This window comes from Vibrio sp. 10N.247.310.17, assembly GCF_041466605.1.
In the GTDB taxonomy this organism is placed as follows: domain Bacteria; phylum Pseudomonadota; class Gammaproteobacteria; order Enterobacterales; family Vibrionaceae; genus Vibrio; species Vibrio tasmaniensis_A.
Genome location: NZ_JBFSTC010000041.1, coordinates 1 through 11,286 on the forward strand (window position 1 = coordinate 1; position 11,286 = coordinate 11,286).

The following is an 11,286-nucleotide window of genomic DNA, read 5'->3' on the forward strand; positions in this document are numbered from 1 at the left end:
TTAGTAAGACTCGCTACACTGTGCGATCTAAACACCTTAAATGATAGGTGTTGGCCTAAATGGCGGTCTTTTTCTAGCAAGAAGCTGTGGAGGGAGTCTCATCTATAGCTCTTAATTTCTTCGTATCTCGTTACCGGATCTCGAATCTGCTTTAATCCTTCATCTGCTCTTTAGCTTGCTTCTCAATCGCCTTCACCATGCCTTTAAAGATAAATAGGTGAGCTGGCATCATCGCGAACCAATACAGTAAGCCTAAAAAGCCTTTTGGATGCCACCAAGCTGAAATGTTCAGTTCACGAGAATCACCGTGGTCAGATACGGTAATTTCGAGTCTCCCCAAACCGGGACCTTTCATACCGAAAAGCAGAGATAGAAACTGGTTCTCTTCACAGCGAATAACCTTCCAAGAGTCAATCTTGTCACCGACTTTTAGGTTAGAGCCTTCTGGCATTTGTCGAACCGGTACACCACCGCCAAAGAGAAGATCTAACCATTCGCGTGTGCGCCATAGAGCATTAGCAAAGAAGTAACCTTGCTTCGGGCTTCCTATTTGCTGAGCGACCTGCCAAAGGGATTCTAAAGATGCGCTTGAGGTGATACTTGCGCCTGTTTTCTTAGGATAATAGCCGTACCCAGCTTGCCAGCGTTTGAAGGCGGTCTTATCAAAGCCCCAAACATTACTTTTCACGAAGTTTCCTTCAGCGTGAATCGCTTGCTCAACCATATTTTCGAACGAGATAAGCTTCTGAGGGTACTTTTCTCTAATGATGGTCGAACTGGCAATAAAGTCATGCTTTAAGCCCGCGAGAAGCGCTCTGCCTATGTTAGACGGAACAGAAGTCACCACGCCCAACCAATAAGACGCCATTGAAGGTGTGAGGAGTGACGTCGCCCAAAGCCTGAGTGGGCGATCGGCAGTTTTTGCAATGTGAGCAAATTGATTTCGATAAGAGACAATGTCTGGCCCGCCAACTTCGAAGGTTTGGCTTTCGCTAGGCGTGTTCTGTGCGAGTTTTAGCAGATAGTAGTTCAGGTTCTGCAAGGCAATAGGGTTGGCTTTAGAGTCGACCCATTTGGGCGCAATCATGATAGGTAAGTTGTACACGAAGTCTCGCATGATCTCGAACGCTGCAGAGCCTGGACCGATGATCACGCCTGCTTGCAGTTCAGTGACGGGGACTGGCCCTTTACGAAGCAGTTTTCCGGTTTTCTTTCTTGCTTGAAGGTGTTCTGAATCACCCGTTTGCGGTTGAAGCGAACTCAGGTAGATGACGTGTTGATTCTTTGGCCCAAGAGCCGAAACAAAGTTACGTGCTAGGTTCAATTCGTAGTCAATAAAATCGTGGCCTTCAGCCATTCCATGGACGAGAAAGAAAATAAGGTCAAAGTCAGGGACGAGCGCTTGAGTCGCAGCTTGATCTGCAAGATCAAGATACACGAGCGATAGGTTATCGTGAGGCTCTGTTCGTGCTTTTAAATAGTCGATATGCCTTGCTGCAGCTGTGACTTGATAGCCTTGCTCAAGCAAGAGAGGGAGGAGCTGCGAACCAACGTATCCAGAAGCGCCTAAAACCAGTACTTTCTTCATTGTTACTCCATTTATCTCTGTGGTTAAAAACCGAACATTGATATAATAGCGTGATATTTATCTGTATTCATCAATACGTTCCGTTTAGGTATCTCTATGTTGCTCTCTTCAATTATTCATCACACTCGAGGTGATTTTGTTCGTAGGCTTATTGCGATTGCTTTGCCTATTACTTTGCAGAGCATTATGTTTTCAAGCCGAGGCTTAGTGGATGTGTTGATGTTAGGTCAGCTTGGTGAAGCGGATATTGCGGCGGTGGGTGTTGCGAGCCGTGCCATGTTTGTGACGACCATTATGCTGGTGGGTGTCACCACGGGTGGTGCACTTCTTACTGCTCAATATTGGGGCGCAGGTAACAAACAAGGTGTGCGAGAAAGTACCGCGCTTACATGGTTGGTTTCGACACTATTTGCGTTACTAACCATTGTTTTCTTCGTTTCATTTCCCGCACAAATCATGGGTGTGACGACTGACTCCCAAGAAGTGATCAACCTTGGTGTTGAATACATTGTTATCACGTCGTTTAGCATGCTAGCTGTATCGTGCGTTAGCAGTATGGCTGTAGGTTTGAGAGCGATGCACAAACCCGGGCTAAGCACCTTCTTCAGCGGTATCGGCATCCTGTCTAACGTGTTCTTAAACTGGGTGCTGATCTTCGGTAACTTAGGCTTTCCTGCGCTTGGAATCAAAGGTGCGGCGATTGCGACGGTACTGAGTGGTGCGATTGAAGTGGCAACTTTGTTTGGTTATCTCTATTTCTCTAAGCATTTATTAGCTTTTAAATTCTGCGATATAAAAGCAGCAGCTTCGATTGAAAAAGTGGTTCGCTTCTTAAAGTTATCGCTGCCGACGACGTTTAACTTTTTGGCATGGGCGGGTGGCTTGTTTGCTTACCACGCGATCATGGGGCAATCGGGTGTCCAAGGTCTGGCTGCACTTTCAGTGATGACGCCGGTTGAATCTATCTCACTGAGTTTACTGATTGGCCTTTCGAATGCGGCAGCCGTTCTGGTGGGTAATCAACTTGGCGCAAAGAATAATGAAGCGGTTTATTACCAAGCGTTAGGCTTAACGATTTTGTGTTTCTTGACCAGTATCGTGGTCGCGATTTTTCTTTACTTCGTACAAACGCCAATACTGAATGCTTTTAGTGCACTGACGGAAGAAACCAGAGCCCTCTCAGAAAAGTTCATTCTAATTTTAAGCGTGGGTATTGTTATCCGATCGGTACCGCTGACTGTCATTGTTGGTGTGTTGAGAGCGGGCGGTGATGTGAAGTTCTGCCTTTATCAAGACCTGATTGCCCAATGGGTGATCGGTATTCCGCTCGCCGCGATTGCTGCTATCTATCTGAAGTTTCCACCTGAGTGGATATATCTGCTTTTCCTCACTGAAGAAGTGCTTAAGTGGGGTGGGTCGCTCTACCGCATGAAAACAAGAAAATGGATTAAAAACTTGATAGGAAATTGAAGTAGAGCGCATCAACCCCATCACTTTATCGTTGGTGTGTGATCTATCTTTCAAAATACTTCCTCCTAACAGGGAATTAGTGTAGATTCTCATTCCAAATTCTAACTAATGTGAGCTGTTTAATGTTAAAGCTGTCAGACCTGTGTAAAGGCTATGTCGATGGGGGGGAGTTTCACCCTGTTTTGCAAGGTGCTGAATTAACATTAAACCAAGGTGATCAGCTGGCATTAATGGGAGAAAGTGGCTCTGGTAAGAGTACTTTGCTGAATCTTATCGCGGGTTTAGACCTCGCCGATTCAGGTGAAATCGCTTTCCCTCACTTCGATATGCACGACTCGACCGAGCGTGACCGCACCGCTTATCGTAGAAACAACATCGGTCATATCTTCCAGCAATTCAACTTGCTACCAACGCTTAACATTGCCGACAACATCCGTTTTTGCCGCCAGTTAAAAGGTTTACCTGAAGATAAGGGGCTCTGGAGACAGATTCTTTCTGCTTTAGACCTGATGCCTTTGCTTGGTCGTTACCCTGAAGAAGCGTCTGGTGGCCAGCAACAACGTGCTGCGATTGCTCGTGCCTTGTATATGGAACCGAAAATTTTGTTGGCCGATGAACCAACGGGAAGCCTTGATGAGCGCAATGCGGAAGCTGTGATGCGTTTGCTGACCTCTTTGGCCCGCCAATTAGAATGTACATTATTGCTGGTGACACACAGTGAGAAAGTTGCATTGCATATGGATGGCAGAATTCGCCTACAAGGAGGGCAACTGCATGTTATGGCCCGTAGTTAAAGCGCTACTTGGTCACTATCGACGTTACCCACTTCAGATTATCTTGGTATGGCTTGGTTTAACCCTAGGCGTATCACTTTTGGTTGGTGTTACCGCTATCAACCAACACGCCAAGCAAAGTTATACGCATGGCGAAAAACTCTTTTCGAATCCTCTTCCTTACCGTATTCGACCGAAACATAACGCGAATAAAATCCCGCAAGGTTTTTACATTCAGCTTCGTCGTGAAGGCTTTCAGCAGTGTTCTCCTTTTGACCACCATAGTATCACTGATGAAAATGGTGCAAACTTTATGCTTATTGGCATAGACCCTGTTTCTATGCTTCAGCTTCAGCCTGGTGCTGCCCTAAAAGAACTCACCACGTTAGATCTCATGAAACCACCATATCCGATCCTAGTGAGTGATGATCTTGCTGAACATATGGAATGGAAGGATGGGGACTACATTCCACTGATGGATGGTTCAGAGCTAGGTCCTGTGGTAGTTGACCAAAATAACCTGATTAATGGTACAAGGTTGATTGCGGATATATCTTTGCTCCGAATGCTTAAACGCAGTGCAGGGCTTTCCGTGATTGCGTGTTCAGACATGTCTCCTGAGAAGTTTGAACGTCTTAAAAACATGTTGCCCAATGGTTTGACAATCTCTCGCAGCTCTAAAGCTGAGCTTGAGTCATTGACTAGCGCTTTTCACTTAAATCTAAAAGCGATGGGCATGCTGTCGTTTGTCGTTGGCTTGTTTATTTTCTACCAAGCGATGTCGCTGTCTTTCATTCAGCGACAACCACTCGTCGGAATCTTGAGACAAACAGGTGTGTCTGGTTGGCAACTGACTAAAGCGCTTTGCTTAGAGTTATTGTTATTGGTTCTACTGAGCTGGATCTGCGGCAATGTATTCGGTGTCATGTTGGCAAACCAACTGTTACCTGCCGTTTCTTCGAGTTTAGGTGATCTTTACGATGCGAATGTGGGCTTAACCCTTAGCTGGAGTTGGCGTTGGAGTGGCTATAGCTTATTAATGGCGTTGCTTGGTGCATTCCTAGCGTGTGCATGGCCATTGGTTCGTTTGCTGAGGTCGCAACCGATTCGTTTGTCATCTCGTTTATCTTTGATGCGTTTTGCTGGCACTGAGTTTACTTGGCAAGCATTGATTGGTTGTGGTTTCTTGGTTGCAGCTGTCGCTGTGTATCAAGCCCCACAAACGCAAGAATCTGGTTTTGCGATTATTGCCCTGATGCTCGTCAGTGTGGCTTTGTTTACGCCTTTCTTGATGTGGAAGCTGTTCAACAGTTTGTCTTATTCACTGCGTTGGGTTCGTGCTCGCTGGTTCTTTGCGGATGCCGCTTCAAGCATGAGTTATCGTGGTGTGGCGACAATGGCGTTCATGCTAGCGTTAACAGCGAATATTGGTGTAGAAACCATGGTGGGTAGCTTTAGGGATACCACCGATAAATGGCTAACACAGCGTTTGGCTGCAGACCTGTACATTTACCCAACCAACAACGCCGCTGCACGTATGAGTAATTGGCTGTCAGAACAGCCTGAAGTCGATTCAGTTTGGTGGCGTTGGGAGAAAGATGTCGCTTCCCCTGTCGGAAGTACCCAGGTGGTCAGTACTGGTCCTTCTGAAGGCGAATTAGAAGCGCTGACGATCAAGTTAGGTATTCCGAATTACTGGTACCACCTGCATCATTCGAAAGGTGTGTTGATCAGTGAATCGATGTCTCTCAAGTTAGGGATTCGCCCAGGCGACTATATAGACCTTTATGACAGTCTTGGCTCTGGTTGGCAGGTTGTCGGTGTTTATTACGATTATGGCAACCCTTACCATCAAGTCATGATGTCACATCGAAACTGGCTATCTGGGTTTGCTGGACGCGGAAATGTCGGTTTAGGCGTCATACTCAAAGATGATGTCAATTCCGTAGGACTTCGAAGTCGATTGGAAAGCGTATTCAGGCTTGGATCTGAGCGTATTTTTGATAATAACAATATTCACAGTCAGGCGATGAGAGTGTTTGATAGAACATTCGCGATAGCTGATACATTGGGTAACATCACTTTGGTCATCGCGGTCTTCGGCATCTTTTTCGCGACGGTTGCGGGTGAAGTGTCTCGACAAAGGCATATTTCATTGCAACGTTGCTTAGGGGTCTCGGCAAAAGAGCTGATTTTTACAGGCAGCTTGCAGTTGTTTGTGTTCGGACTTATTTCTTCCTTGATTGCTATCCCGCTCGGATTGGCGTTAGCCAGCTTGATCGTCGATATTGTCATTAAGCAGTCTTTTGGGTGGTCACTCGAATTACAAGTGATTCCTTGGGACTATTTGCAGACATTTGCGTGGGCCATGGCAGCATTAATGTTAGCTGGTGCATTGCCAGTGATGAGAATGATTCGGAACACACCGATGAAATCACTGAGGGATGCGCTTTAATATGCTTCAACGAAATGGCTCAAAAAAACTCAGACACCGATTTGTTTCTGCTCTATTACTGATTGGTTTCTTTGGCACTATTTTAGGTGTCTGGGCTTACTATTCCTATTTTGTCGATGTTGGCGATAAGGGCGAGAATGAGGTTAATTCAGTACTTGTCAGTGAGCACTTCAATGTGTTTGAACCTGTATTGCCAGACCGAGGCGTTTCGTTGCCTCGTGATTTCCAGTTCCACCCAGAATTCCAGCATGAGTGGTGGCATTATTTTGCGTCTCTAAAAGGGGATGATGGGAAAAAGTACTCGGTACAGTGGAGCTTCTTTCGTATAGCAACTGACGAGAGAGAAACCTGGGGGTGGCAAAGCCCGCAGGTTTATATTTCAAATGTGGTAATTTCGTCTGAATCTAAGGTTTGGAAAGAGCAGCGTTTGGCGCGTGGTGGCATTGGACAGGCGGGAATGACCAGTCATCCGTTTAGAATTTGGATTGATAACTGGAACTGGCGTGCCTTGGGTAACACACCGTTTCCAGGTCGCCTTCAAGTACAAACCGATACGTTTGGCCTTGAACTCGACACTATTGCGAAAGGGCCATACGTGCTCAACGGCGATAACGGCTATCAGAAAAAGCACGACTTATTGCCTGTCGCGTCTTATAACTTCAGCGCTCCGTTTTTATCTTTGAGTGGGGTTTTGAATCTCGACGGTGTAACGAAAGAAGTCGAAGGTACTGCGTGGGTGCATAAAGAGTGGGGCAGTGGTTTACTCGGAGTCGGTCAGCAAGGCTGGGATTGGTTCGTGTTTAATCTCGATGACGGTACTGCACTGAGCATTAACCGCTATCGCCACAATCAACAACTGCCTTATGTTTTTGGAACATTAGCAACTCGTTCTGGCAAAGTGTATCAGCTAACGGACTCCGACATTTCTATCAAGCCATTACAGAATACGACGCTAATGAATGGCAGAAGAATGCCGCTCCAATGGATTATTAACGTGCCACAACACGATATCAATCTCACTACGCGTATCAAACGTAGGGATATGTGGCTGCCTTTTGTCATACCCTATTGGGAAGGGCCAATTATGGCGAGCGGAAGCCATGAAGCAACAGGCTTTATGCAGTTAACTGGCTACTAAAAAACACCTAAGGCTATCATTTGATAGCCTTTTTTTATGTTTGATATTCCGACAACCCTCGAATTATTTGTGCATACAGCCTTGGTGAACTCATCTATACTTAATTCATGGTGCATAACAACATTATGGAATATACGACGTATTGTTTAGTATTTGTAGGAAAAACCGAAGTTAAACATCCGAAGAAGTGATTATCTATCGATAGAGCTTGGATATAAACTCGTGGTTATTCTTTGTTATTCGTTTATTTAAATAATAAATATAAGGGCGAAATCATGACCGACGTCATCCGTGACTTCTTTAAATTGGAATCTGCTGGCGGCATCATACTAGTCATCGCTGCGGCGATCGCAATGTTTGTAGCAAACTCACCATTGAACGAAATGTACCAAGGGGTACTGCACAGCTATGTTCTTGGTATGTCTGTATCACACTGGATTAACGATGGCTTAATGGCTGTCTTCTTCCTTCTAATTGGCTTAGAAGTTAAGCGCGAACTGTTAGAAGGCGCATTAAAGTCTAAAGAGACAGCAATCTTCCCAGCTATCGCAGCGGTGGGGGGTATGCTAGCTCCTGCACTTATTTACGTGCTATTCAATTCAAGTAACCCTGAAGCGCTTCAAGGTTGGGCTATCCCAGCGGCAACTGATATCGCTTTCGCATTGGGCATCATGGCTCTTCTTGGTAACCGTGTACCGGTAAGCTTGAAGGTATTCCTACTAGCGTTGGCAATTATCGATGATCTAGGGGTTGTTGTTATCATTGCACTGTTCTACTCAGGCGATCTATCGACGCTTGCACTAACGGTTGGCTTCATTGCAACTGGTGTGCTGTTCATGCTAAACAACAAGCATGTAACGAAGTTGAGTGTTTACCTTATTGTTGGTGCAATTCTGTGGTTCGCAGTATTGAAGTCAGGTGTTCACGCAACATTGGCTGGTGTAGTCATTGGTTTTGCTATCCCACTGAAAGGCAATAAAGGAGAGCGTTCTCCGCTGAAACATCTAGAACATGCTCTGCACCCATACGTCGCTTTTGCAATTTTGCCAATCTTCGCATTTGCAAACGCAGGTATCTCACTAGAAGGCATCTCAATTTCAAACCTTACAGGCATGCTACCGCTTGGTATTGCTATGGGTCTATTGGTTGGTAAGCCTCTGGGTATCTTCCTATTCAGCTGGGGTGCTGTGAAAACGGGCATCGCTAAGCTTCCTGAAGGTGTGAACTTCATGAACATCTTCGCGGTATCTGTGTTGTGTGGTATTGGCTTTACGATGTCTATCTTTATTTCATCGCTAGCATTTGGTCCAACGAACGCAGATTTTGATACGCTTGCTCGATTAGGTATCCTGATGGGCTCAACGACCGCAGCTATTTTAGGTTACTTCCTGCTAAGTATTTCTCTACCGAAAACTAAGCATCAAGAAGTAAAGCTATAATTGGTAGGTAAAAGCATAATCGGTAGTAGGTTCGCTTAAGAGGGAGCCTACTCACTGAGTAACAAGTCAATTTCTGAGTAGCAAGAAGAGTCACAGAATCACCTTTACGATTCATGTGACGACAAAGAACAAAAAGCCGTGATGGGTAACCCTATCACGGCTTTATTGATCTTGAAGCTAAGCTGTATTTGTAAGCGAATTTACCTTACATCTTGCGCTTTCAGTGATGATGTCACGTTACTTTTCTAGTGTGGTAAAAATGGTCCACTCTTCAACGATCTGCTCACTTAACCCAACTACGGTCGCGGTTACCTTACGATTCAGTGCGTGTGAAGTAGGATCGTCACCATCGTTTTCTAAGCGTTCTTCACCATAGCCAACAATTCTCACGCGCTCTGGTTCTATACCATTCGAAAGTAACTCATCTTGTACATTGTTTGCTCGTTTCTTTGACAAGTCTAAGTTGTATTCGTTGGAGCCCACTTTACTGGCGTAACCTTGGATTTCAATTGAAGCGCTTTTGTAGTTTTCAAGAAACTCTGCCATGGTGCTAATTTGGCTAGAAAATATTGGGTTTACTTCAAATGAGTCATGAGCAAAGAGTATTTTCAGCTGTCGTACTTCTTCTGCTCGAATTGTTTCACCACAGCCATCATTGTCGACTTGTGATGTTTCTGGTGTACCAGGGCAGGTATCTCGCGCGTTTACTACACCATCTTTATCATCGTCTTGTAGATCGGCAATTTGTTCAGCTTCGGGCGTCTCGATGTAGGTTTCTCGCTGCTGATTGGAGCAGGCAAATAAAGTCATCGTTAATACGGGAAGTAATAAGTAAGTTATTTTCATCATTAATACTCCACGGCCGTTGTCCACTCTTCCGGTATATCAACCAGCAGAGCATTCAATAAAGAACCTGTAGCGTTCATCACTCGGTATTTAGCGTACTGCTCCGAATAATGGGCATCCAGATAATCTTTGCGTGCTTCAAACAGTTCGTTCTCAGTATTGAGCAGGTCAAGCAGAGTACGTTTACCTATTCGGTATTGTTTTTCATAGGCGATAACGGTTTCTGAAGCTGAATCAACATGGTCGGACAAAAAGTTTTTCTGTTGCAGTGTGAGATCTAAGGCGCTCCATGAGAGGCGAAGTCCTTCTTCGACTTGGCGATAAGCACGATCTCTAAGATCTTTCGCCTTATTGAGTTGGTAAGCAGAAGCTTCTGAATTGGCGCTGTCTGTACCACCATTGTACAAGTTATACCGCATTCTCAGCATTGCGAGCGTTTCTTGACTTGAACCTTCATCGCCTCCTGCATCATCACGCCATGACTGAGACGCTTCGATAGAGAATGTAGGATAGTTTACGCCTTTGGACTGTTTATATTGAAAATGTGCTGCGTCGACATCTGCCGCCGCTATTTTAATTACAGGGTGTTTATCTAAAGCGTCAACTAGGGCATCTGACAATGACAGTGGAATCCAAGATATGTCGGCCCTTGGGTAAATCAGACCTAGCGGTTCTTGTCCTACAACTCTTCTAAATTGGGTATGTGTGTCGATCAAATTATTCTGGGCGGCTAATAAGTTACCATGAGCTTTTGCAATCCTAGCTTCTACTTGCGAAACGTCTGCGGTAGAACCTATGCCTGAACTCGCTCGTTTTTTTATGTCTTTATAGATTTTCTTGTGTATCGCAAGGTTACTTTCTGACAGCGCCAGTACCTCAGTCGCTTTTACTGCGTCGAGATATATTTGTGTTACCTCCAGTGCTTTGTCTTCGGCATCTGCTATCAATTGCAAACGAACTGATTCAGCTTCTGCAGCGGTACGGTCAATATCGTTCAGAGTCGAAGAACCATCCCACAGCAATTGAGTGAGGGAAATCGTTGCTTCCTTTCTTGTTAGATCCGTGTCTGGACCGTTATTTGGTGCAGGGTTTATACCTTCATAACCAATACCGGCATCAAGGTCGATACTCGGCCTGTATGCCCCACCAGAGGCGTCATTACGCTTTTTCACGCTCACATATTCGTTAAAGATGCTTTTTATCTCTGGATTCGTTGCCAGGGTAATAGCCACAGACTGTTCCAGAGTTTGAGCGGCGAGTGGTGCTGCAGCAACTAAGCAACACATTATGGATAATTTAAACAATTTCAAAGTAGCTCTCCTTCTACTTTCAATGCCTCATCCGTTTCCCAACCTACGTTTACCGTTGAATTGAGTGAATGGTATTAAACGAAGCTTAGGACATTTGCAAAAAAATGCGAAGTTTGTTGGTTTTTTTTTGAATGTAAGTCGCTATTGCCATTGACTAATTTAAAAAGCATCGCATTTCCATGTCTTTAGTGAGTTGATTATCAATAATGCCACTACTAAATTTATTGTAGGAAATAGCCACAGCGCAGAGTGAGATTGGATCCGCGT

At 45.0% G+C, this 11,286-nt stretch carries 8 protein-coding genes; 5 read left to right on the plus strand and 3 right to left on the minus strand.

What is annotated here, in order from left to right; all coding sequences use genetic code 11:
* Positions 1-151: 151 nt before the first annotated feature.
* Complete coding sequence (locus AB6D80_RS12795) at positions 152-1,588, minus strand: DUF2867 domain-containing protein (protein WP_372188681.1); 1,437 nt, start codon at positions 1,586-1,588, stop codon at positions 152-154.
* A gap of 96 nt (positions 1,589-1,684) precedes the next feature.
* Here AB6D80_RS12795 and AB6D80_RS12800 point away from each other — a divergent pair, with 96 nt between their 5' ends.
* From AB6D80_RS12800 to nhaA, 5 genes are all read left to right on the plus strand, one after another.
* Positions 1,685-3,058, plus strand: coding sequence for an MATE family efflux transporter (locus AB6D80_RS12800; protein WP_372188683.1), 1,374 nt, complete (start codon positions 1,685-1,687; stop codon positions 3,056-3,058).
* Positions 3,059-3,180: 122 nt separating this feature from the next.
* Positions 3,181-3,852, plus strand: a complete 672-nt coding sequence (locus AB6D80_RS12805; protein WP_009847080.1) for an ABC transporter ATP-binding protein — start codon at positions 3,181-3,183, stop codon at positions 3,850-3,852.
* Positions 3,833-6,286 carry an ABC transporter permease gene (locus AB6D80_RS12810; RefSeq protein WP_009847079.1) on the plus strand — a complete coding sequence of 818 codons (2,454 nt, stop codon included), beginning with the start codon at positions 3,833-3,835 and terminating at the stop codon, positions 6,284-6,286. Before AB6D80_RS12805 ends, AB6D80_RS12810 begins: the two co-directional genes overlap by 20 nt.
* Complete coding sequence (locus AB6D80_RS12815) at positions 6,276-7,424, plus strand: lipocalin-like domain-containing protein (protein ID WP_012604245.1); 1,149 nt, start codon at positions 6,276-6,278, stop codon at positions 7,422-7,424. Before AB6D80_RS12810 ends, AB6D80_RS12815 begins: the two co-directional genes overlap by 11 nt.
* 275 nt (positions 7,425-7,699) lie before the next feature.
* Complete coding sequence (gene nhaA / locus AB6D80_RS12820; RefSeq protein WP_029222855.1) at positions 7,700-8,863, plus strand: Na+/H+ antiporter NhaA; 1,164 nt, start codon at positions 7,700-7,702, stop codon at positions 8,861-8,863.
* Positions 8,864-9,100: 237 nt separating this feature from the next.
* Here the strand turns inward: nhaA and AB6D80_RS12825 are convergent, their stop codons facing one another.
* Together AB6D80_RS12825 and AB6D80_RS12830 are read right to left on the minus strand one after the other, a co-directional pair.
* Positions 9,101-9,712: an OmpA family protein gene (locus tag AB6D80_RS12825; protein WP_032499350.1), complete on the minus strand. Its 612-nt coding sequence runs from the start codon at positions 9,710-9,712 to the stop codon at positions 9,101-9,103.
* A complete protein-coding gene (locus AB6D80_RS12830; protein ID WP_017096715.1) occupies positions 9,712-11,019 on the minus strand; it encodes a TolC family outer membrane protein in 1,308 nt (435 codons plus the stop codon). Before AB6D80_RS12830 ends, AB6D80_RS12825 begins: the two co-directional genes overlap by 1 nt.
* Positions 11,020-11,286 lie beyond the last annotated feature (267 nt).